This is a genomic window from Acinetobacter piscicola, from assembly GCF_002233755.1.
Taxonomy (GTDB): domain Bacteria; phylum Pseudomonadota; class Gammaproteobacteria; order Pseudomonadales; family Moraxellaceae; genus Acinetobacter; species Acinetobacter piscicola.
This window is the reverse complement of record NZ_KZ268704.1, coordinates 52,516-73,957: the sequence shown is the minus strand read 5'-3', so window position 1 is coordinate 73,957 and position 21,442 is coordinate 52,516. Positions and strand designations below refer to the sequence as shown.

19 protein-coding genes are annotated in these 21,442 nt (G+C 37.1%); 11 read left to right on the top strand and 8 right to left on the bottom strand.

Annotated elements, in window-relative coordinates:
• Positions 1–206: 206 nt before the first annotated feature.
• The 3 genes from CDA10_RS00330 to CDA10_RS00320 all read right to left on the bottom strand — a co-directional run bounded on the left by CDA10_RS00330 (position 207) and on the right by CDA10_RS00320 (position 2,754).
• Positions 207–845, bottom strand: coding sequence for a 3-oxoacid CoA-transferase subunit B (locus tag CDA10_RS00330; RefSeq protein ID WP_089603543.1), 639 nt, complete (start codon positions 843–845; stop codon positions 207–209).
• 3 nt (positions 846–848) lie between these two features.
• Positions 849–1,553, bottom strand: coding sequence for a CoA transferase subunit A (locus CDA10_RS00325; RefSeq protein WP_089603542.1), 705 nt, complete (start codon positions 1,551–1,553; stop codon positions 849–851).
• A 319-nt stretch (positions 1,554–1,872) separates the two neighbouring features.
• Positions 1,873–2,754: a LysR family transcriptional regulator gene (locus CDA10_RS00320; protein WP_089603541.1), complete on the bottom strand. Its 882-nt coding sequence runs from the start codon at positions 2,752–2,754 to the stop codon at positions 1,873–1,875.
• 569 nt (positions 2,755–3,323) lie between these two features.
• Here CDA10_RS00320 and CDA10_RS00315 point away from each other — a divergent pair.
• From CDA10_RS00315 to CDA10_RS00290, 6 genes are all read left to right on the top strand, one after another.
• A complete protein-coding gene (locus CDA10_RS00315) occupies positions 3,324–4,748 on the top strand; it encodes a GntP family permease (protein WP_089603540.1) in 1,425 nt (474 codons plus the stop codon).
• Positions 4,749–4,784: 36 nt separating this feature from the next.
• Complete coding sequence (locus CDA10_RS00310; RefSeq protein ID WP_089603539.1) at positions 4,785–5,570, top strand: 3-hydroxybutyrate dehydrogenase; 786 nt, start codon at positions 4,785–4,787, stop codon at positions 5,568–5,570.
• A gap of 412 nt (positions 5,571–5,982) precedes the next feature.
• Positions 5,983–7,740: a type IV pilus assembly ATPase TfpB gene (locus CDA10_RS00305; RefSeq protein ID WP_089603538.1), complete on the top strand. Its 1,758-nt coding sequence runs from the start codon at positions 5,983–5,985 to the stop codon at positions 7,738–7,740.
• Between the two features lie 140 nt (positions 7,741–7,880).
• The gene (locus CDA10_RS00300; protein WP_089603537.1) at positions 7,881–8,240 is read left to right on the top strand and encodes a NirD/YgiW/YdeI family stress tolerance protein; all 360 of its coding nucleotides are present in this window, start codon (positions 7,881–7,883) and stop codon (positions 8,238–8,240) included.
• A 163-nt stretch (positions 8,241–8,403) separates the two neighbouring features.
• Positions 8,404–9,072: a response regulator transcription factor gene (locus CDA10_RS00295; protein WP_089603536.1), complete on the top strand. Its 669-nt coding sequence runs from the start codon at positions 8,404–8,406 to the stop codon at positions 9,070–9,072.
• A gap of 25 nt (positions 9,073–9,097) precedes the next feature.
• Entirely contained in the window at positions 9,098–10,432 is a 1,335-nt protein-coding gene (locus CDA10_RS00290) for a sensor histidine kinase (protein WP_089603766.1), read from the top strand.
• A gap of 90 nt (positions 10,433–10,522) precedes the next feature.
• On the opposite strand, the gene hemP is transcribed toward CDA10_RS00290, so the two are convergent.
• Positions 10,523–10,693, bottom strand: a complete 171-nt coding sequence (hemP, locus tag CDA10_RS00285) for a hemin uptake protein HemP (protein WP_010112877.1) — start codon at positions 10,691–10,693, stop codon at positions 10,523–10,525.
• A gap of 139 nt (positions 10,694–10,832) precedes the next feature.
• Between hemP and CDA10_RS00280 the strand changes: the two genes are divergently transcribed.
• Entirely contained in the window at positions 10,833–11,741 is a 909-nt protein-coding gene (locus CDA10_RS00280; RefSeq protein WP_089603535.1) for an NUDIX domain-containing protein, read from the top strand.
• A gap of 17 nt (positions 11,742–11,758) precedes the next feature.
• Here CDA10_RS00280 and CDA10_RS00275 read toward each other — a convergent pair whose 3' ends face one another.
• Both CDA10_RS00275 and mrcB read right to left on the bottom strand, forming a co-directional pair.
• Complete coding sequence (locus CDA10_RS00275) at positions 11,759–12,328, bottom strand: tetratricopeptide repeat protein (RefSeq protein ID WP_089603534.1); 570 nt, start codon at positions 12,326–12,328, stop codon at positions 11,759–11,761.
• A 104-nt stretch (positions 12,329–12,432) separates the two neighbouring features.
• Complete coding sequence (mrcB, locus tag CDA10_RS00270; RefSeq protein WP_089603533.1) at positions 12,433–14,835, bottom strand: penicillin-binding protein 1B; 2,403 nt, start codon at positions 14,833–14,835, stop codon at positions 12,433–12,435.
• 194 nt (positions 14,836–15,029) lie between these two features.
• Here mrcB and CDA10_RS00265 point away from each other — a divergent pair, with 194 nt between their 5' ends.
• Together CDA10_RS00265 and CDA10_RS00260 are read left to right on the top strand one after the other, a co-directional pair.
• Positions 15,030–15,932, top strand: coding sequence for an NAD(+) kinase (locus tag CDA10_RS00265; RefSeq protein WP_407640359.1), 903 nt, complete (start codon positions 15,030–15,032; stop codon positions 15,930–15,932).
• 2 nt (positions 15,933–15,934) lie between these two features.
• Entirely contained in the window at positions 15,935–16,201 is a 267-nt protein-coding gene (locus tag CDA10_RS00260; RefSeq protein ID WP_089603531.1) for a YeaC family protein, read from the top strand.
• 82 nt (positions 16,202–16,283) lie between these two features.
• Here the strand turns inward: CDA10_RS00260 and CDA10_RS00255 are convergent, their stop codons facing one another.
• The gene (locus CDA10_RS00255) at positions 16,284–17,279 is read right to left on the bottom strand and encodes a glycosyl transferase family protein (protein WP_089603530.1); all 996 of its coding nucleotides are present in this window, start codon (positions 17,277–17,279) and stop codon (positions 16,284–16,286) included.
• 445 nt (positions 17,280–17,724) lie between these two features.
• Between CDA10_RS00255 and CDA10_RS00250 the strand changes: the two genes are divergently transcribed.
• The gene (locus CDA10_RS00250; RefSeq protein WP_089603529.1) at positions 17,725–19,083 is read left to right on the top strand and encodes a dicarboxylate/amino acid:cation symporter; all 1,359 of its coding nucleotides are present in this window, start codon (positions 17,725–17,727) and stop codon (positions 19,081–19,083) included.
• A 246-nt stretch (positions 19,084–19,329) separates the two neighbouring features.
• Here the strand turns inward: CDA10_RS00250 and prfH are convergent, their stop codons facing one another.
• Positions 19,330–19,920: a peptide chain release factor H gene (prfH, locus tag CDA10_RS00245; protein WP_089603528.1), complete on the bottom strand. Its 591-nt coding sequence runs from the start codon at positions 19,918–19,920 to the stop codon at positions 19,330–19,332.
• Positions 19,921–20,216: 296 nt separating this feature from the next.
• Between prfH and cgtA the strand changes: the two genes are divergently transcribed.
• A complete protein-coding gene (gene cgtA / locus CDA10_RS00240; protein WP_089603527.1) occupies positions 20,217–21,431 on the top strand; it encodes an Obg family GTPase CgtA in 1,215 nt (404 codons plus the stop codon).
• The last annotated feature ends 11 nt before the right edge of the window (positions 21,432–21,442 follow it).

The following is a 21,442-nucleotide window of genomic DNA, read 5'->3' as shown; positions in this document are numbered from 1 at the left end:
AGTTAAATAATATTGAATTTTTTTTTAAAATCAAATGAAAAATGATCAATAACATATTAAAAATATTTAGCTTTACCAGCGGATAAAATTCAATAATTTACGTTGTTTAGTAGTGGAACGTTATATAAGCTATAGGCAAATAAAACGTCCAATGAAATCCATTAGACGTTTGTTTGGAACAGGTATTATTTTAAAACGATATATTACTACAAACCTGTGGTAATCAACTCAACACCTGTCGCAGCTTGAATTTGCGCTAAACTGACATCTTTAGCAAGTTCAATGAGTTTTACGCCATCAGCGGTGATATCCATTACACCCAAATCTGTAATGACACGATTTACGACACCTTTACCCGTTAAAGGTAAACTGCATTGATTGACGATTTTAGGGCTACCATCTTTTGCATTGTGTTCCATTAGCACCACAATTTTTTGCACACCTGCAACCAAATCCATAGCACCACCCATGCCTTTGACTTTCTTCCCCGGAATCATCCAGTTTGCAAGATCACCAGTTTCAGAGACTTCCATTGCACCTAAAATAGTGATATTGATGTGTCCACCACGAATCATGGCAAAAGATTCAGCGCTAGAAAATAAAGCAGCACCTTTTTTCATGGTGATGGTCTGTTTACCTGCATTAATCAAATCTGCATCGACTGTATCTTGAGTTGGAAATTCACCAATACCCAATAAACCATTTTCAGACTGTAACCAAACATCAATATCTTCAGGAATATAGTTGGCAACCAATGTCGGCAGACCAATACCCAAATTCACATAAAAACCATCTTCAAGTTCAAGTGCAGCACGTTGTGCCATTTCATTACGTGTCCAAGCCATGATTTAAGCCTCCGTTGCTTTTAAAGTCATCTGTTCAATACGTTTTTCAGGTGTTTGATTGAGGACGATTTTATTAATATAAATACCTGCTAAATGCACATCATCAGGATCAATCTCACCAATTTCAACGATTTGCTCAACTTCAACAATTGTGAATTTCCCAGCCATAGCACATTCAGGATTAAAGTTGCGTGCGGTCTTGCGGAACACTAAGTTGCCAGCTTTATCTGCTTTATAAGCTTTAATTAGTGCAATATCGGCAGTTAAAGAAGGTTCTAAAATATATTCTTTACCATCAAACTCACGTACTTCTTTGCCTTCTGCAATGAGTGTGCCTACGCCTGTTTGCGTGAAAAATGCAGGAATACCTGCACCGCCTGCACGTAATTTTTCGGCTAAAGTGCCTTGAGGAGTCAGTTCTACTTCAAGTTCGCCGTTGAGGTATTGGCGTTCAAATTCTTTATTTTCACCGACATATGACGAGATCATTTTTTTAATTTGTTTGGTTTGCAATAATTTTCCTAAACCAAAATCATCGACACCCGCATTATTTGAAATACAGGTTAAGTCAGTTACACCTGTTTCTTTTAAAGCATCAATTAATGCTTCAGGAATGCCACATAAGCCAAAACCGCCTACAGCGATCGTTTGATTATTGCTAACAATATCTGCTAAAGCATCTTGAGCATTTGCTACAACTTTATTCATCCTGATTACCTTAATGTCCATTTGTATATTTTATTATTAGCATTGAGGACGTTTTTTAGAAATTGAATGTTTTTAACGTGTAATAAGAAAAACTCATTAATCTGTTTAAGGTTTAAAAATATAACGAAACCATCACGAGTGAGTTTTTAAAAGATTGGAAATTTTGATATATGAATGGGGGAAAGAATAGATTTAATTTTTCAATTTAAATGATGTATTGAGTTTAAGATACTCAGTTGTTTCTCAAAACAGGTTCACACAGTCGCTTTGATATCAGAGTGAAATTTGATTGTGCTATTTTTAATTGAACAATGATGGTTTAAAAATGATGCTTCAATAATGTTTCGATGAATTGTGTTGAAATATTAGACAGCTCAAAATCTTTTTTATAGATCACACCAAGCGGTAAATGGACATTTCCTTCATCAATTTCAATCAAAACATTTTGCTCTTTATCAATAAATTTTTGGAAATGTCTTGGTATTGCTGTGACACCCATGCCATAAGCAACAAAGTGAGACAATGAGCTAATTTGATGACATTCAACTTTTAGGTCTAAAACTAAGTTGTTTTCAATGCATGTTTGTTCAATAACATGACGAATAATCGAAGGTTTTTGTAAGGTTACAAATGGGTAAGAACATAATTCTGCCATCGATACACTTTTACGTTTTGCTAAAGCGTGATCTTTGGGTACCAATGCGACAAAGTCTTCTTTAAATACCAGTTCAAAGGTCAGTTGCTCACTGTGTTTGGGTTCATAGCAAATGCCAATTTCAAAAATGCCTTCTTGTACTTTTTCGATAATTTTTTCATTGGTCACGTCATGTATAGAAAAACTAATATTCGGATGAAGTTTGGAAAATTCATGCATCACTGTGGGTAAAACAGCATGTGTGGCAAAAGGCATAGATGCGATATTTAAAGTACCACGATGTAATTTAAAACGTTGCTTAACATCTTTTTCCATATCCTCCCAATTCGCCAACAGTTTTTTTGCATAGGGAATTAAAGATAGACCTTCAGTAGTAATGTCTACGCGACGGGTATTACGTTTAAATAATTTTCCACCCAATTCTTCTTCTAAGGTTTTGATACTTAGACTTAAAGCAGATTGACTTAAACAAAGTTCATCAGCCGCATTGGCATAATTTAAAGTGCGTGCAAGAACTAAAAAAGCTTTTAATTGTTTAAGTGTCATGATTTAACCTAGTCAAATTTTCAAAATGCATAAAATCAGAAGGGGATAGATTTATCTGCAATCATCAAAATCATACAATTTTTAAAATATTAATCGTTTGGTCAATTATCAGTATCAAACGACTCAAAAAGAGTATAAGTGAACAAGTTTAAAACAGATAGAGTCGCTGCTTTGTAAACAGATGAAAAGTTGATATTTCGCTTGAATTTTTTTGCTTAAACAAAAGTGAACGAGTTCAAATTTTAAAGGGATTTCATTGAACTTTTTTTATGCAATATTTTAAATTTGATTAATCAATTTTTCTTATTACTCAATGATTATTTTGAAATAATGAGCTGAATTAAATGCATTATAGTTTAATCAATAAATTGAATATGCTTACTTTGATTTATCAATATTTAAAGCTTTATAGAAGCTGAAATTGACAAAGTTAAGCCAATTGACAGGTAGTCTTTATTGTTAAATGTGATTTAACAAATTGATATTAATGGATTTTAATGTCTCGAAAATATATTTGAAATAAATATTGACGCTGAACGGACATATATTCTTTAAGGATGGAGTAAAATATGTGGGATTTAGGTGTAATTCTACTTTCTCTTGGGCTGTTGATGTATACAGCGTACAGAGGATTTTCTGTAATTCTCATGGCACCAATCTGTGCCTTGCTCGCTGTACTGCTGATTAACCCAGCAAATGTTTTACCATTTTATTCAGGCGTATTTATGCCGAAAATGGTTGGTTTTATTAAAGACTATTTCCTCGTTTTTTTACTGGGTGCAATCTTTGGTAAAGTCGTTGAAATGTCAGGCATTGCAGAATCTATTGCTAAAACGATTGTTAAGCTCATCGGTTCTAAAAATGCCATGCTGACAGTTGTACTTCTTGGTGCAATTTTGACATATAGCGGCGTTAGTCTTTTTGTGGTGGTATTTGCCGTATATCCTTTTGCAAATCAACTCTTTAAACAAGCAGATATTCCTAAGCGTTTGATCCCGGGTACGATTGCCTTGGGTGCATTTACCTTTACTATGGATGCACTTCCAGGAACACCACAAATTCAAAACGTGATTCCAACAACTTTCTTTGGCACAGACATTTATGCAGCGCCATTTCTAGGGATTATTGGTGCGATATTTGTTCTAGGTGTTGGTTTAAGTTATTTAGAATGGCGTCGCCGTGTAGCTGCACGTAATGGTGATGGTTTTACTTCAGGTATTACACTGACTGCTGCTGAACAACAATTATTAGACAATGCTTCTAACGATCTCTCAAATGGTTCTGGCTTACGTCAATTCATGGCATTTGTCCCACTGATTTTAGTGGCTGTAACCAATAAATATCTTTCGACTGCAATTAAAACGTGGTACCCAAATGGTTTCGATTTTAATGCAATCGGTCTTGCGAATTACACTGTAGATGTTGCTAAAACTTCAGCAATTTGGGCAGTGGGTTTAGCTTTGATTGTCGGAATTATTGCAGCCATATTATTCGATTTCCGCCGTGTGTATAGCAGCTTTAAAGATGGTGTAAATGCCAGTATTGGTGGTTCACTTTTAGCGGTGATGAACACTGCATCTGAATATGGTTTCGGTGCGATTATTGCGGCGCTTCCTGGTTTTGCTGTGATTAGTCATGCGCTAGGGCATACTTTTACCAATCCGTTGGTCAATGGCGCAGTAACGACAACTGTCTTGGCAGGTATTACAGGTTCAGCATCGGGTGGTATGAGTATTGCCTTGAGTGCGATGGCAGATCAATATAATGCCGCAATTACTGCAATGGGTATTCCTCCTGAAGTCATGCATCGTATTGTAGCAATGGCTTCTGGTGGTATGGATACGCTTCCGCACAATGGTGCTGTTATTACCTTACTTGCTGTAACAGGTCTTACCCATAAACAATCTTATAAAGATATTTTTGCAATTACTGTAATTAAAACAATTGCCGTATTTGTTGCGATCGCGGCATTTACATGGTTCGGTATTGTGTAATTTTGTAGAAAATATTTTTGAAATAAGGAGTAAATAATGAGTCAAATGCTCAAAGATAAAGTTGCATTTATTACTGGTTCTGCAAGCGGTATTGGTTTGGAAATAGCGAAGAAGTTTGCCCTAGAAGGTGCAAAAGTTGTTATTTCTGATATGAATAGTGAAAAGTGTGATGAAACGGTTTTAGCACTGAAAAATGATGGTTTTGATGCTTTATCTGCTCCTTGTGATGTGTCGAATGAAGCAGCCTATGGTGCTGCGATCGATTTAGCGCATAAGACCTATGGACGATTGGATATTTTGATTAATAATGCTGGTTTTCAGTATGTTACATCGATTGAAGACTTTCCAACAGAGACTTTCCAAAAATTGTTAAATGTCATGCTTGTCGGTTCTTTTATTGGTATCAAGCATGCATTTCCAATCATGAAAGCGCAAAAGTACGGTCGTGTAATTAATATGGCCTCGATCAATGGTTTAATTGGTTTTGCCGGAAAATCAGGCTATAACAGTGCTAAACATGGTGTCATTGGTTTGACCAAAGTTGCTGCACTTGAAGCTGCCCGTGATGGTATTACTGTGAATGCGTTGTGTCCAGGTTATGTGGATACGCCTTTGGTTCGTGGTCAAATTGCGGATCTTGCAAAGACTCGTAATGTCAGTGAAAGCAGTGCGCTTGAAGATGTTATTTTGGCGATGGTGCCACAAAAACGTTTGCTCAGTGTTGATGAAATTGCTGATTATGCAATCTTCTTGGCAAGTGAAAAAGCGGGTGGGGTAACAGGTCAAGCTGTCGTAATGGATGGTGGTTATACTGCTCAATAAGCTTGATTGGTTATTTAGTGGATTATCTATTTGCTGTATAAGTTGCATGGTGTTTGATCATTCATCATGTAATTTATGCAACAGCGCTTTTGCAAGTGAGCTGATCGCTTAGATTGAACAAGTAAAATATAAAAACTGAAGAGAAAAAGCTAACCATAAAAAAATTAACTCAATTGTTTCTTTATAGATTGATGCCGTATTTAGGTATTTTTTTAAAATTCTCTTTTATTTTCAAACTTATCCACTCTCTAAATTTATATTCTCTATCATTCAATCCACTATGGATTGAATGAGCGAATCAAATCGCTATGTGCATTTATTCTCTATTTATATTCTTAGAAAATGATTAAAAAATGAAGGAAACTCAAAGACTCATTTTTGCTATAGTAGAGCAAGATTTGGGGATATAACAATGCAATTTAATTTTGAAATCGATACAACATGGTGTTTAGAACAATTATTAAAAGACGGTCGAATTACAGAGCGCGAAAAGCTATTGGTACAAACCACACATCGACAACGTGATCAGTTGAAGTGGCATCCTTTGCAATGGATTGCGAGTTTTAAACTGGTCGATGCAAAAGATCCTGTTAAACGTTTAACATTGACGAATTTAACGGAGTGGTTGGCTGAAAAATCTAAACTAAATTTATTTACTATAGATCCTTTAAAAGCAGATGTGACTTCTTTGACGGGTGTGATGTCACAAGAGTTCGCACTGAGAAATAAAATTTTAGCGGTTGGGGTGACTGCGGACACAATTCTGATTGGTACGGCGCAGCCTTTTACCACAGATTGGGTACATAATTTAGAACGCAGTTTGAGTCCTAAAAAAATTGAACGTGTGGTTTTAAATCCTGAGCAATTGCAGCGTTATCTGGTTGAGTATTATCAAGTCAGTAAAGCGGTCAGTTCTTCACAAAAATCAGGTTTGCATGATAAAGAAAATAAAGGTGTAGAAGCACTTTTACAGTTGGGAGATACGCAAAATCCAGATGCCAATGATCAACACATTGTCAAACTGGTCGATTGGGTTTTACAGTTTGCTTTTGAGCAGGGTGCGAGTGATATTCACTTAGAACCACGTAAGGAAAAAGGTAAGATCCGTTTTCGAATCGATGGGGTATTGCATACTATTTACAATATGCCAGCAAGTACACTGACCGCTGTGATTTCACGTATTAAAATTTTAGGTCGTATGAACGTTGCTGAAAAACGTAAACCGCAAGATGGACGATTAAAAACACGTACACCGAAAGGGCAAGAAACAGAATTACGTCTTTCAACTTTACCGACAGCATTTGGTGAAAAGTTGGTGATGCGTATTTTTGACCCTGAGGTTTTGGTACGGAGCTTCCAACAACTCGGTTTCGACGAACATTTATTAGAACAATGGAACGGTTTAACGCAGCATAGCCACGGTATTATTCTTGTTACTGGCCCAACGGGTTCGGGTAAAACCACGACTTTATATTCTTCACTCAAACAGTTGGCTACCGAAGAAGTCAATGTCTGTACTATTGAAGATCCAATTGAAATGTTAGAGCCGAGCTTTAACCAAATGCAGGTCAATCAAGGGATTGAACTGGGTTTTGCAGATGGTATTCGTGCATTAATGCGTCAAGATCCTGACATTATCATGGTCGGAGAGATTCGTGACCAAGATACAGCAAATATGGCGATTCAAGCGGCGTTGACTGGTCATTTGGTCTTATCGACTTTGCATACCAATGATGCGCCTTCGAGTTTGACGCGTTTACATGACCTAGGTATTCAGCCATTTTTGACTGCTGCAACAATTCTCGGGGTGCTTGCACAGCGTTTGGTGAGAAAATTATGCCCGCATTGTAAGCAAGAAACTTTTATTAATGAGCAAGAGTGGAAGCATTTAACTTTTGGTTATCAAACTAAAATGCCTAGTTTTGTTTTTAAAGCTGTAGGTTGTGAAGAATGTCGTCATACAGGTTATAAGGGGCGTGTGGGGATTTATGAGTTTATGCCTGTAAGTTTAGAGGCAAAGCAAAAAATCAGTGCTAATGCGACTTTAGATGATTTGCGTGCTCAGGCGAAGAAAGAAGGGATTGAACCATTAAGAATTAGTGGCGCTCGAAAAGTACTTGAAGGCACGACAACGTTAGAAGAAGTGTTGAGAGTTGTGCCGTTAAACTAAGCATTATAAATATAAAATTGTAAATATAGCGTTGAATTGAAATTTGCTTAAATTTGAACATGAGGAAATCTTAAGATTCGCCTCATGTTTATTTGTTTAAATAACCTCATTGAAACGATATAGATGATGAGGGTTTAACCATGAATTTATTCAATAAAGCAGTTTTAGCCGTAGGCTTAATTGGTGCAACAACATTTGTAAGCGCAAATACAGCTGTAAACCAATCAGCGCTTACACCGAGCTTAACTACAGTGAAACAAGCTTTAACGCTAAAAGATAATACTAAGGTTCAACTGCGTGGTCATGTTGTAAAAGCCACTGGAGATGAGAAGTACCAATTCCGTGATAATACAGGTTCAATCACTGTCGATATTGATGATGAATTGTGGCAAGGTAAACCAATTTCAGCCAATACCACTGTAACGTTAATTGGTGAAGTAGATGTGGATTATAAACCTACAAAACGTGTTGAAATTGATGTAGATAGCGTTAAATTTTAAGCATTTGTCTATTGAGATAAAGCAATAAGCGGCTTTGTAATTATTCTCCCAAAACCACATGAGTCCATCATGTGGTTTTTTGATGTAAAGTATATAAAGCATGTATGTATATTTTTAAATACCTTAAAAGCTAAATATGATCAATCCTAGAGAGAGTCTATAGATGCGGCTATTACTTGCAGAAGATGATGTATCACAAGCTGAAAGTATTAAAGCTTGGCTAGAAATGGATGGCTATAATGTTGATTGGGTAGAGCGTGGCGATTATGCGATTTTGGCAATAGAACAACATCAATATGATTGCATATTGTTAGATCGTGGTTTACCCAAAGCTTCAGGTGATGAAGTTTTAAAAATCTTAAAACAAAAACATTGTGATATTCCTGTGATTTTTCTCACTGCAAAAGACAGCATTCAAGATCGTGTGCAAGGCTTGGATTTAGGCGCAAATGATTATTTAGTGAAACCTTTTAGTCTGGAAGAGCTATCGGCACGGGTTCGTGCTCAATTGAGACAGACGCAAACTTCAGGACAGCATGTAATCAAATACGCAAACCTGAGTTTAGATGTTCAAGCAAAAACCGTTTTACTGGATGATCAGCTTGTAAATCTAACTGCAAAAGAATTTCAGATTTTATATCGGTTGATGGTCAAGCCAGAGCATATTGTGACCCGAGAGCAACTCGAAGAATCACTCTATGCATGGGGAGATGAAATTGAGAGTAATGCGATTGAAGTTTTTATTTATCAATTACGTAAGAAAATAGGAAGTCATTTCATTAAAACAATTCGTGGTCTGGGGTATCGCATGAATCAAGGAAAAAGTGAATGACATGATTGAAAATGCAGGATCTAAAATGACTCCACAAGCAGTGTCGTTACAGTCCAAGTTGATCAAGACCTCAATGTTGAGCTCAGTGGTTGCGGGTTTGGCTGCATTCATTTTATTAATCGCTCATTCAGCATACCAAACCATGCAAGTTCAAGATGAAATTATGGACGAAATTGCAGATATGCTCATGATTTCTGATCTGAGTATAAGTTCAGGTTCACAGATAGATGAGTTGAGTGATGAATTTGATATCCAATATCAATTATCAAATCAAAATATGCTTTTAACCCAATCGACTCAATTTGACTTAAATACTCAAAATCCAAGAATTTTTGCTCAGCAGGATGCTTACTCATTTATTTGGTCGGGAGATCGCTTATTGCGGAGTTATCGAGTTTTCGACCACCAAACAAAGTTGAATGTTCATGTGATACAACCGTTAAGTATTCGCTTTAAGGATTTAAAACACAGTTTTTTAAGTTATTTACTTATTTTGTTGGGGCTATGGTCTGTACAGTGGTTAATTTCACATTTTCTCATTCAAAAACAATTTAAACCGATTCAGCAATTGTCTAAAGATATTGCAGAAAAAAGTGCCAATGATCTCAGTTTGATTGATCAACCACGACCTGAGTTAAAAGAATTGCAACCGATGGTCAATCAGTTAAATCAAATGTTGACTCGGTTAGATCAGGCGCTGGTTGCAGAACAACGATTTACTGCCGATGCTTCACATGAATTACGTTCACCACTCTCTGCGATTCAGTTACGGTTACAACTTTTGCAACGTAAATATGCTGAAATACCTGAATTAAAAGCACAATTACAATTGATTCAAAATGATGTCAATCGCGGAACACAAGTATTAGAAAACTTATTATTACTGGCTCGTTTAGATCCAATGGATGAAACCCAGTTACCACGCGCTTGGGTCAGCGTGGAGACTTTAACGCAAGATGTATTGAAGGCACTTGAGCCGTTGATCAATGAAAAAAAAATTCAAATTCATATTGATCGTGAAGCATCAGATATTTACGCAAATGCAGAATTAATCTTCATTTGTATTCGAAACTTAATCGACAATGCAATTCGCTATACTCCCGCGTTGGGTTATATTTATATTCGTTTTGGACATTTAAATAATCAAATTTTCTATGAAATTGAAAACGATGGGCAAGGAATTTCACAGGAAGTATTAGACAGGCTAGGTGAGCGCTTTTATCGGGCTTTAGGTACTCAAACGCAAGGCTCTGGTTTAGGTTTATCGATTTGTAAGAAAATTATTGCGTTGCACCAAGGGCGGATTGAATTTTCATCGTCGGAATATGGCGGTCTAAATGTAAGTGTATATTTGCGTTAATATAATGTTCGAAGTAATCATTAAAAAGCAGTATGCGCTGATTCATACTGCTTGTTCCCACGTTTTTTGTTTTGAAACTTGTTGTTTTAGTTATTTGGTTAAAATCAAACGGTTATTACGTGTTAAACGTAAGCGATATTCTTCACCTGCATGCATAATGCGGATTTCGCGTCCTAGGGCAAATAAATTATTTGAATGTAACATTGGAAGAGATTGATGTGCTTCGTTGTTACGTGTAAATAGGCTAAAAGGTGCGTTCATTGTTATTACTCCGAGTGGGGTGCTGTTCAAGTGATTTAAATGATAATCATTATCGAATAGATCTGTCAACGATAATTTTTATGATTTATAAAATATCTATAATTACTTACAATTCTTAAAACCTTGGATGAATAAATTTATGTTTAAGCCCAGCATACATGTTGCAATCGGATTATTATTTCATCGTGGAAAAGTATTGGTCGGATGGCGTAATACAGATCAGCATCAGGGCAATAAGCATGAGTTTCCCGGTGGAAAGGTCGAAGAAGGGGAAAGCCCTGTGGAAGCATGTCGTCGAGAAATATTTGAAGAAGTGGGAATTGGTATTCAACAATGGCATGCGTTTGATGTGATTCATCATGACTATGAAGATGTAGAGGTTTTCTTACATATTTTTCATGCGATTGTTCCAGAAAAATATTTAACTGATATTCAAACGCCGTGGGCTTGGTATACACGTGATCAGTTATTAGAATTAAATTTTCCTAAGGCGAATAAAAGTATTATTCAGCGTTTATATTGGTCACATCACATTAAAATTTCTGAACAATTATCGACTTATATAGCTGAAAAAAAGGATCAACTTTTTTATTGGAGAATAGAGTCTAACCAAGAGGCAATTACGCAATTAAATCAGTTAGGCAGTTTAGATCACTATGATTTGTCACAATTGATGGTGAATATTGATCTATGGCAACAACTACCTGAAGCACTGCAAAAAAAGATTGTTACGATTCATTTTAAACAGCATCAATTGATGAATTTAACAGTAGGGCAATTACCGATTGGAATCCGTTGTATAGCTGCATGCCATGATTTAGTTTCGTTACAACGAGCACTGCAACTAGGCTTTGAAGCGGTGACTTTAAGTCCTATCTTAAAAACACAAACACATCCTGACGCAGTTGTATTGGGATGGGAAAAGTTTGCTGAGTATGCAAAGACTTGTGACATTCCTGTCTTTGCACTTGGTGGGCTCACTCAAAATGATTTAGTGTCAGCACAACAAAATTATGCTTATGGCATTGCTGGAATTCGTCATTTTTAAGTTTCAATGAAATTGAATTACAAACTTTGCAGTTGACGCAGTGCTTCTGCAACAGTTTGTTGATTTTTTAATTGTTGTCCTGATTGTAAAATCACATTCCAAAACATTTTTTTCTGCGCTGAACTTTGAGCAAAACCTAAACCACGCCGTGCTAATGATTCAGCATTGGCGTATTGCTTTTTCTGATTGGCAATCCGTGCTAGATATAAAAACGTTTCCGCAGATTGTGGTGCGAGGCGTTGAGCTTGTAATGCACTACGTTCAGCAGCATCCCATTGTCCTTTTTGAAACGAGACTTGCGTTTGTTGCATTAAATTTTTAAATGCAGGGATATTCTGACCATCATCCAATTTTTGTGATTTTACTTTTTGTTGAGGAACGACAACAGGGATTTTTTCACGTTTAATTTCAGGATGGTCATAAGGCGTGATTTTCACACCGTCAGGTGTTGGTACTGACGGTTTTGAGGTTTTCGGTTTTTCAACAGGTTTGGTGACTTTGGACTTGTATTGAGGTGTCGTTTGACACCCAACTAAAGTCATCATTACAGTTAAACTGACAATATATTTTGTATAACGATTAATCATAACTACTCATCTAAACTTTAGAATCTGTTGACAATTCATCTATCTTGGCGACGATGAAATGTCAGTAAACCCTAATCAAAACCAAACTATGACTAAATCATGTTCTAGTTTTGAAAGCTACCACTCGAAATGACACGGCCTTTAGAATTTGACAAATCTTGATCCATGTCAGTTTCACTTTCGCGAATATAGTTTTCTATACTATCGCTTGAATGGGGTTGAGATGCGTTTTGTTGTGTATCGGGATTGTATTGTGGGTCAACTTGATAATGCGGCATACCACATTCAGTTGCACTATTAGGTACAGTTTGACGCAATAATGGAATGTACATTGCACCACTACAACCTTGTGCAGACAATTCACCACTTGCAGAGTCAATCCATTGCCACGAAATATTATCAGGCTGACGTAAGTTCACTGGTTTTTGACGTAATTGTTTCATTGCATTAATCCAAACTGGTAATGCACCTGATGAACCTGTCAATCCAGTGACTTTATTATTATCCAATCCTAACCAAACAACAGCCAAATGATTACCTGAATACCCAGCAAACCAAGAGTCACGAGTGTCATTGGTGGTGCCTGATTTACCTGCAAGTTTTAAATCGGCAGGAAGTGTATTGTAAGCTGCCTTACCTGTACCTGTTGCCATGACTTGCTGTAAGCCATAATTCAGTAAATATGCAGCAGAAGGATCAATGGTTTGTTGTACATTTAAACCAAAGCGTTCAAGTAAATGCCCATTGGCATCAACTACGGTACGAATGGCTTTATTCGGATATTTAAAACCGCCTGTGGCAAAATTTCCATAAATACCTAACATTTCCATGGGCGACATGTCTACAGCACCTAGAAAAATAGAAGGGTAGTTTGGAATTTTAGAGGTTACGCCAAATTTAGTTAGGTTATTTCTAAATGAAGAAACACCAAATTCATTACCTAAGCGTACTGCGGATAGGTTATAAGAATTTGCAAGCGCTTGAGCCATAGGAACATATCCATGACCATCGCCACTATAGTTTTTCGGCGTCCATGTTTTATTGCCTTCAACGGTTAAACTGATTGGTGAATCTTCAATTTGACTTGCCCAATTATAACGGCCTGATTCTAAAGCACTTAAGTAAATCACAGGTTTAAGTAGTGAACCTACTTGACGTTTTGCATCCAAAGCACGGTTAAAGCCAGTAAATTCTTGGGTTGAACCGACTGCTGCAATCAATTCACCATTTTCAGGATGTGAAACTAAAATTGCACCTTGTAAATCTTTCAGTCGTGACGGATTGGCATTGGCTAAGCGAGCAACAGTTTCTCTAAAACTATTTTGGATTTTGGTTTGTGCAATTGGATCAAGTGTCGTAAAAATTCTTAAACCTTGATTGGTTAAATCGGACTCTTGATATTCTGTTTTTAATTGGCGACGTACAATATCTAAAAAGTCAGGGAAGCTTGCTGTACCTACCGTTGGTTTACTTACAACATTTAATGGGCGAGCAATTTCTTTTTCATATTGAGCTTGGTCGAGATAACCCATAACCAGCATATTGTTCAGTACAATATCTCGGCGTTTTTTAGCACTTTCAGGGTTTTTCCAAGGGTTATATAAAGTAGGCCCTTGTACTAAACCAACAAGGAACGCTTGTTGAGAAATATTCAGTTCACGTAGTGGCAGACCAAAGTAAAACTGTGATGCTAAACCGTAACCATTTACAGAATAGTTTCCGCTTTGACCAAGATTCACTTCATTTAAATAAGTCTCTAAAATTTCATCTTTACTGTAATGTAATTCTAATAATAACGACATCAATGCTTCATTGACTTTACGTTTTAAGGTTTTTTCAGGTGTTAAGAAAAAGTTTTTGACCAACTGTTGAGTCAGGGTTGAGCCGCCTTGACGTTTCCCACCTGTGACATTACTCACCAATGCACGAGCTGTACCACGGAATGAAATACCATGATGGTGGTAGAAATTGCGATCTTCAGTGGCAATTAAAGCTTCGATTAAAGGTTTAGGTACTTTATCTAATTTAATTAAAACACGATCTTCATTGTGTTGAGGGTAAATACCACCAATCAACATTGGTTCTAAACGTGCAATGCCTGTATTGGTCGGTTTGGTTGCTTTAACATCGGCAACGGTATCATCTGTAAAAGTGACTTGTAGAACTTGTTCAGGGTCAACACTATCACCGAAATCGAAACCACGTGTATGCACATAGACAGAATTGGCTTGAGTTAGATAGCTACCAGACTTGGTATAACTGTCACTACTTTTATAACCGAGTAATTTGAGTTCTTGCTCAAATTCACTTTGGGCAATTGGCGCAGTTGCATAGATTTCTAAAGGACGAGCAAAAACCTTCGCAGGGATATCCCAGCGATTGCCTTCAAATTTGTCCCGAATCACATTGTCGAGCCTAATTAAATAGATACTAAATGCGAGAAATGCTGCAATTACTAATACACAAAAAATCAGTGCAATTAAGCCAATACCACGTTCGGTCTTCATATATAGATGATAATGCCCAGTTTATTTTCGTTAATCATGCGAAGCTTTTCTTAAATTTGCAATAATAAAACTGTGAAATACACAAATTTAAAGACTTTTTAAACATTCCGATTATTTTTCATTGAGGAATGATTTTATAAAAATATTCTGAAAGTGTTATTATAACTCAGAATTTCAATGGAGCCACAGCACCTGTGCAAATTTCACCAAAGACATTTCGTAACATCGGTTTAATTGGGCGACCAGATAAAAACTCTGTAGTCGATACACTATGCCTTATCCATGATCATTTACTTAGTCTAGGTTTGCATCCCATTTTCGATACAGATACAGCAGAGCTTGTCCCTTATAAGAATACCCAGAAAGTCAGTAAAGCACTGCTTGGTGAAGTTGCTGATCTTGTCATTGTCGTGGGTGGTGATGGATCTTTGTTACATGCTGCACGTGCCTTGGTGAAACATAATACGCCTGTACTCGGCGTCAACCGTGGTCGTTTGGGCTTTCTCACTGATATTAAGCCAACAGAAGTAATTTTTAAACTTGATCAAGTTTTAAAAGGTGATTTCCAACTGGATCGTCGCTTCTTATTAGAAATAGAAATTCGTACCAAAAATGAAACGATTTATGATGCAATTGCTTTGAATGACGTGGTGCTGCATTCTGGTAAATCTGTACATATGATTGATTTTGAATTAAATATCGACGGGCAATATGTATATCGTCAGCATAGTGATGGTTTGATTGTTTCCACACCAACAGGTTCGACTGCTTATGCATTATCGGGTGGTGGGCCTATTCTGCATCCAAGTATGGATGCCATCGCTTTAGTGCCAATGCATCCGCATACCTTATCATCACGTCCAATTGTCGTTGGTGGGCAGAGTGAAATTAAAATTTTGATTCGTGAAAATCGTGTATTACCCATGGTCAGTGCCGATGGGCAACACAGTGTTTCATTAAATGTCGGTGATAGTTTGCATATTCGTAAACATCCATTCAAACTAATACTTTTACATCCACCAGGTTATGACTTCTATATGGCGTGTCGTACTAAACTTGGTTGGAACCAAGATTTTGATTCATTTCAGCAGGATTGACCATGAATATTGAACAAATGCTTTCTATTTTAGATGCAGATATTGTTGAGCGTTTAAAAACGGCAGTCGAAATTGGTAAATGGCCCAATGGTATTGCTTTAACTGCTGAGCAACGCCAAACGTGTATGCAAGCTGTGATTGCTTGGGAACATCAAAACGTCGCTGAAAAAGAACGTACAGGATATATCGACAAAGGACATAAGGAAGAGGGTGAGGAGTGTGATTCACACGTGCCTGAGCCTGAGTTTAAGCCGATTCGTTTTGTGTAATGGATTAGTTGAATCACAGGGATATATTGAATGTCTGTGATTCAACAATGATTTGATGGTAATAATCTAATAGAATCGTTGCTTAAAAACGTGTCGCCCAAAGCTCTTTTGCTTTGGCCATCGCATCATCAAAACTATTCACGACACCCATGGTATAAAGTGCAATTCCGATGGTTTCAGTGACTGCAACTTCACCATATTCATGATTTTGTGAACCTTCCCAAACGGCTTTAAAAACAGCTAAATTAAGTTCTTCCTCAACTGGACTACGATTATCCGTCAGTTTAGGCAATTCATATTCATACAGTTCGCCTTGTTTAATACCACAAATTAACGTTTTTGCATCTGGATTACGTTCAAATTCACCACCTTCACCTTTAATCACCGCACTGTTTTGATAACCTAATTTAAAAGCAGCTTGTTGATGTGAACTACGATAAGCAGGGTGGAAAATTGCTTGTAATGTTGCTTTTGCATTAAATGGATTGATTAAACGTGCAAGTGTATGAATTGGAGAGCGTAAGCCCATCACATTCCTAAGACTAATTAACTCGCTTAGGATTGGAGAAATGACTTCAAGTGGTATATACGCAAAATGTTGAGTTTTTAGTTGTTCTGCAACTTGCTGTTCATCTTGGCAAATCGGGTAGCCTAAATATTCTAAGACTTGTTCAGTATAAACGCGGTTAATGGTATGCCCAGAAGCACCATGCATAACAATATTGTAACCATGTTTGGCAAGTGTCAACGCAGCCAATAAAAACCACGGATAATGTTTGCGTTTGCCCGCATATGATGACCAGTCTAAATCCACACTTAAAGGTTGAAACTTTAATTGGTCTTTGGTTGCTTGGACAAATCCAGTCAGTTCATCGACAGATTCTTCTTTAACTCTGAGTAACATTAAAAAAGCACCAAGCTGAACATCTAAAACTTCGTCTTTTAAAATCATTGAAAAAGCATCATAAGCTTCATCATAAGTTAATGATCGTGCGCCGTTTTTACCTTTTCCAACGATACGAACATATTGTGCAAATGGATGCTCAAAGTCTTTATAAAGATTACGTTTTGTGTTCATGATGAAATGACAAATTTGATCAATGCAGTGTGTTAGACACTATGACATAAATTAGATTAGAAAATATAGTGCTATGTTTTATTCGACTAAGGTCTAATAATAAATCGTTGGATAAATAAACACTCTCGCAATCCACGGAAGTTTGATTAAAGAAAATTGATTAAACTTAGCTCGTTTCATATTTTTGATATTTATTATCTCCCGATCTACATTTATTTGGAATTATTTTAATTTTCTTATAAATAGTTTCAAATAACACTACACATAACTAGCTTGCCGCTAGTATGCATGATTTTCAGAAAACGGATGTTTTCTGGAGGGACTTTTTATTTTCAAAATCTTCTCCCACCCTTATCGTTTTAAAGGGACTTAAGGGCGTGTGCTATTCACGCACGTGGAAAGACGGATATTTCTGCATATAGAAATAAAGACAGAAGTTAATATTATGGCTAAAAAACCACTGTATAAATCACTCTATTTTCAGGTGATTGTTGCTATTATTTTGGGTGTGTTAGTCGGGCATTATTTCCCGAGTGGCACTCAACTCATCAATGGTGTTGAAAAACATGTTCCAGGTTTAGGTGAGCAACTAAAACCGTTGGGTGATGCGTTTATTAAACTCATTAAAATGATTATTGCACCAGTAATTTTCTGTACGGTTGTAAGTGGTATTGCAGGTATGGAAAGCATGAAATCTGTCGGTAAGACAGGTGGTATTGCACTGCTTTACTTTGAAGTTGTTTCTACCATTGCCCTAATCATCGGTTTGGTGGTGATCAATATCGCTAAACCCGGTGTGGGCATGAACGTTGACCCAGCAACTTTAGATACCAGTGGTATTAGTAAGTATGTAGAGTCTGGTGCATCACAATCTACGGTTGAATTTTTCCTACACATTATTCCAAATACGGTTGTCGGTGCATTTGCAGAAGGTGAAATTCTGCAAGTTCTTTTATTTGCTTTATTGTTCGGTTTTGCATTACATAAATTAGGTGATGCGGGTAAACCTGTATTGAAGTTGATTGATCAAATTTCTCATGTATTCTTTAACATTGTGAATATGATTATGAAACTTGCGCCGATTGGTGCATTTGGTGCGATGGCGTTTACGATTGGTAAATACGGAATCGGCAGTTTAGCGCAATTATTCCAATTAATTTTGTGCTTCTATGTGACCTGTTTATTATTTATTTTCATTATTTTAGGCTCAATCAGTCGTTTCTGCGGATTTAGTATTTTAAAAATGATTCGTATGATTCGTGAAGAATTATTGATTGTTTTAGGTACATCTTCTTCAGAATCTGTTCTGCCTCGCATGTTAAAAAAACTTGAAATTGCAGGTTGTGAAAAATCAGTTGTCGGTCTAGTTATTCCAACAGGTTACTCGTTTAACCTTGATGGTACGTCTATTTACTTGACGATGGCAGCGATTTTTATTGCTCAAGCGACCAATACACATTTGGATATTTGGCATGAAATTACGTTACTTGCAGTTTTATTGATTTCATCGAAAGGTGCTGCGGGTGTAACAGGTTCTGGCTTTATTGTGATGGCAGCAACGTTGGCAGCGGTAGGGAATATTCCTGTAGCTGGTTTGGCACTGATTCTTGGTATTGACCGTTTTATGTCTGAAGCACGTGCGTTGACTAACTTGATTGGTAACTCTTTAGCGACGATTGTTGTGGCTAAATGGGTCGGGAAACTAGATATGGAAAAGTTTAATGATGCATTGAACAATCCTGCTGAAGTTGATCGTAAAATGCTTGAGGAATCAAAGGATGAACCTGTAAAAGCATTAGGTTAATCTTGATTAGTAGAATTTAAAAATTTTAAAAGGAAGCTTCGGCTTCCTTTTTTGATGCTTGGATTTTCAGATGTGCGTTTAATGCAAAGTTTTGAGAATAGGCTTCTTGCGAAAGTCAAAAAATGATTGGAAATGAGTCGTAAAATTAATATAGAAAATCCTTTTTTTCTTTAGAAAGGAGAGGGCGTTTCCATTGTGAATTGAAGCGTTTCATCACTCGACTTAATGGTAAGAAGTCTAGATATTTCACTTCTTAAACGATTTCACAGCATTACCCCGTTCAATCAACGCATGTTGTAAATGCTGTGTTTGCTTATGATTTGCATGGCTATTTTCAAGTTGTTGCTGTAATTTCAAAGCAATTAATTCTTTTGCCAAACGCTTATTGGCATGTTGACTACGTTCAGACATCACTTTGACACTGATTCCAGATGCGACATGCGTTGCATGAACGGCTGAATCCGTTGTATTTACGTGTTGCCCACCCGCACCTGAGGCACGACAGGCTTGAAAAACAATAGTGTCATCACTTGGGAGTTGTGGAGGTGTTTCAAACTGGGTAATACCGACAAACCAATTTTTACGTTTATGATTTGGGCGAATTTGACTTTGAAATGTCCATTGAATTGTCCCCAGCCAAGTGTTTAACCATGCTTGGGCATCGTGGGCGATATTTAATAAAAGTGATGAATAACCATATGGCGTTTCTTGACTTTCAATGATGTCGAGTTGAATTTTTTGAGTTTTAGCTTGTTTTTGCATTTCTTGCAAAGTGTATTTAACAGCAAGTTCACATTCTGCGGGTCCAAGCGCAGCGCTGATTTGGACTATAGGCAATATAGAAATCCTTTAATTGATTTTAAGATGAGAAAGTCACAACATTAAAAAAATGAATTACAGAAAAATTTTAGACTTGTTCAGAATAAAGTTGATCACTGTTGTTATTTTTTAAAGATCATCATTATATAAAAAATTGAATAAAAAACAACCGCAAAGCAATCGTATAGTTGCTTTTCATACTTTATTCGCGCTAAAGCTAAGGAAAATTCATCATAAGCTGAATAATACTATTCGAGAAATTTTTCAAAATATGGCAGAATATGCGGTTTTAAAGATTTCAGAGGATTGGCAGCATGCGCTTTGTTGATGAAGCAGTCATTACCGTAGAGGCTGGCGACGGTGGCAATGGCGTAGCTAGTTTTCGCCGTGAAAAATTCGTTCCATTTGGTGGTCCAGATGGTGGTGATGGTGGTCGTGGTGGGATGGTCTATATCCAAGCCGATGACGATACCAGCACCTTAGTAGATTATCGTTATACCCGTAGATTTCGTGCTGAACGTGGTAAAAACGGTGCTGGCGCAAACTGTGCTGGTCGTGGTGGTGAGTCTGTAACGCTTAAAGTTCCAGTCGGAACAACCATTGTAGATACTGAATCAGGCGATATTATTGGCGATTTGGTTGAAGACGGTCAAAAGGTTTTAGTTGCACTTGGTGGCGATGGTGGTTTAGGAAATACTCATTTTAAATCATCAACAAACCGTTCACCACGTAAGTGTACACATGGTATTAAAGGTGAATACCGTGAGATTCGTTTAGAGCTTAAAGTTCTTGCGGATGTAGGTTTGCTCGGTATGCCGAATGCAGGTAAATCGACGTTCATTCGTGCGGTTTCTGCTGCAAAACCAAAAGTTGCAGATTATCCATTTACAACCATGGTACCTAACTTAGGTGTGGTTGATGCAGATCGTCATCGTTCATTTGTCATGGCTGATATTCCAGGTTTAATTGAAGGTGCGTCAGAAGGTGCAGGTTTAGGAATTCGTTTCCTTAAGCATTTGGCACGTACTCGTATTCTTTTACATATTGTTGATGTACAGCCGATTGATGGTTCAGATCCTGCACATAATGCAAAAGCGATTATGGAAGAATTGAAAAAATTCTCTCCAACATTAGCGCAATTACCAATTGTTCTTGTTTTAAACAAACTAGACCAGTTGGGTGATGATACTCAAGAAGAATGGTGTAATCATATTCTTGAAGAATTACAATGGGATGGTCCAGTATTCAAGACTTCGGGTTTACTTGAAGAAGGAACAAAACCTGTTGTGTATTATCTGATGGATCAAATCGAACAACAACGTGAGTTGGAAGAAGAAGATCCAGAATATGCAGCGAAAATGAAAGCATTCCGTGACCAGTTAGAAGCTGAAACACGTGAACAAACCATTGCAGCAAAAGAAGCTTATCGTGAAATGCGTCGTCAACAACGTCTGGCAGGTATGTTGGCAGATGATGATGAAGACGATGACGGTGATGATGGCGAAATGGAAGTGCATTACGTACGTTAATTTCTAAGTAC

What these genes read in the sequence shown, in the direction of transcription:
- CDA10_RS00280 (WP_089603535.1), top strand. Translation starts at nt 10,833, where the DNA reads ATGTTTAAGCCCAGCATACATGTTGCAATCGGATTATTATTTCATCGT.
- CDA10_RS00255 (WP_089603530.1), bottom strand. Translation starts at nt 17,279, where the DNA reads ATGAACACAAAACGTAATCTTTATAAAGACTTTGAGCATCCATTTGCA.
- hemP (WP_010112877.1), bottom strand. Translation starts at nt 10,693, where the DNA reads ATGAACGCACCTTTTAGCCTATTTACACGTAACAACGAAGCACATCAA.
- CDA10_RS00330 (WP_089603543.1), bottom strand. Translation starts at nt 845, where the DNA reads ATGGCTTGGACACGTAATGAAATGGCACAACGTGCTGCACTTGAACTT.
- CDA10_RS00295 (WP_089603536.1), top strand. Translation starts at nt 8,404, where the DNA reads ATGCGGCTATTACTTGCAGAAGATGATGTATCACAAGCTGAAAGTATT.
- CDA10_RS00305 (WP_089603538.1), top strand. Translation starts at nt 5,983, where the DNA reads ATGCAATTTAATTTTGAAATCGATACAACATGGTGTTTAGAACAATTA.
- CDA10_RS00325 (WP_089603542.1), bottom strand. Translation starts at nt 1,553, where the DNA reads ATGAATAAAGTTGTAGCAAATGCTCAAGATGCTTTAGCAGATATTGTT.
- CDA10_RS00290 (WP_089603766.1), top strand. Translation starts at nt 9,098, where the DNA reads ATGACTCCACAAGCAGTGTCGTTACAGTCCAAGTTGATCAAGACCTCA.
- CDA10_RS00275 (WP_089603534.1), bottom strand. Translation starts at nt 12,328, where the DNA reads ATGATTAATCGTTATACAAAATATATTGTCAGTTTAACTGTAATGATG.
- CDA10_RS00300 (WP_089603537.1), top strand. Translation starts at nt 7,881, where the DNA reads ATGAATTTATTCAATAAAGCAGTTTTAGCCGTAGGCTTAATTGGTGCA.
- mrcB (WP_089603533.1), bottom strand. Translation starts at nt 14,835, where the DNA reads ATGAAGACCGAACGTGGTATTGGCTTAATTGCACTGATTTTTTGTGTA.
- CDA10_RS00310 (WP_089603539.1), top strand. Translation starts at nt 4,785, where the DNA reads ATGAGTCAAATGCTCAAAGATAAAGTTGCATTTATTACTGGTTCTGCA.
- CDA10_RS00250 (WP_089603529.1), top strand. Translation starts at nt 17,725, where the DNA reads ATGGCTAAAAAACCACTGTATAAATCACTCTATTTTCAGGTGATTGTT.
- CDA10_RS00320 (WP_089603541.1), bottom strand. Translation starts at nt 2,754, where the DNA reads ATGACACTTAAACAATTAAAAGCTTTTTTAGTTCTTGCACGCACTTTA.
- cgtA (WP_089603527.1), top strand. Translation starts at nt 20,217, where the DNA reads ATGCGCTTTGTTGATGAAGCAGTCATTACCGTAGAGGCTGGCGACGGT.
- CDA10_RS00260 (WP_089603531.1), top strand. Translation starts at nt 15,935, where the DNA reads ATGAATATTGAACAAATGCTTTCTATTTTAGATGCAGATATTGTTGAG.
- CDA10_RS00315 (WP_089603540.1), top strand. Translation starts at nt 3,324, where the DNA reads ATGTGGGATTTAGGTGTAATTCTACTTTCTCTTGGGCTGTTGATGTAT.